Annotated in this window: 3 tRNA genes; all 3 read right to left on the bottom strand. The window is 50.6% G+C overall.

The annotated features are described in order from the left end of the window. Positions 1-95 precede the first annotated feature (95 nt). The 3 genes from BGP75_RS15785 to BGP75_RS15775 all read right to left on the bottom strand — a co-directional run bounded on the left by BGP75_RS15785 (position 96) and on the right by BGP75_RS15775 (position 512). Positions 96-171: transfer RNA gene (locus BGP75_RS15785), tRNA-Val, on the bottom strand. A 72-nt stretch (positions 172-243) separates the two neighbouring features. Further along, positions 244-320: transfer RNA gene (locus BGP75_RS15780), tRNA-Asp, on the bottom strand. A gap of 116 nt (positions 321-436) precedes the next feature. Beyond that, a tRNA-Val gene (locus BGP75_RS15775) sits at positions 437-512 on the bottom strand. Positions 513-542 lie beyond the last annotated feature (30 nt).

Raw genomic sequence — 542 nt, 5'->3', positions numbered from 1 at the left:
CAGGACTTCGCTGCAGTGCTTCTTTCAAAACGTCTGCTTTTTCATCAATCTGTATGCTTCGAAAAGCAACCATTACCTTCTGGGGTAGAAAATAATGGTGGGCGTGGAGAGGCTCGAACTCCCGACATCCACCTTGTAAGGGTGGCGCTCTCCCAACTGAGCTACACGCCCAATGTCACTTGCTGTTAATTCCACAGCCTTTCTTCCGATTAACACTGACCTTATCGATCAGCTCAATCAAAGTGGCGGAACGGACGGGATTCGAACCCGCGACCCCCGGCGTGACAGGCCGGTATTCTAACCAGCTGAACTACCGCTCCGCAATATGCCTGAAAACTAATCAGGACTTCGCTGCAGTGCTTCTTTCAAAACGTCTGCTTTTTCATCAACCTGTATGCTTCGAAAAGCAACCATTACCTTCTGGGGTAGAAAATAATGGTGGGCGTGGAGAGGCTCGAACTCCCGACATCCACCTTGTAAGGGTGGCGCTCTCCCAACTGAGCTACACGCCCAATGTCACTTGCTGTCAATTCCACAGCCTT

The organism is Motiliproteus sp. MSK22-1 (assembly GCF_001968815.1).
Taxonomy (GTDB): domain Bacteria; phylum Pseudomonadota; class Gammaproteobacteria; order Pseudomonadales; family Balneatricaceae; genus Motiliproteus.
This window is presented reverse-complemented; position numbering and strand designations above follow the sequence as displayed.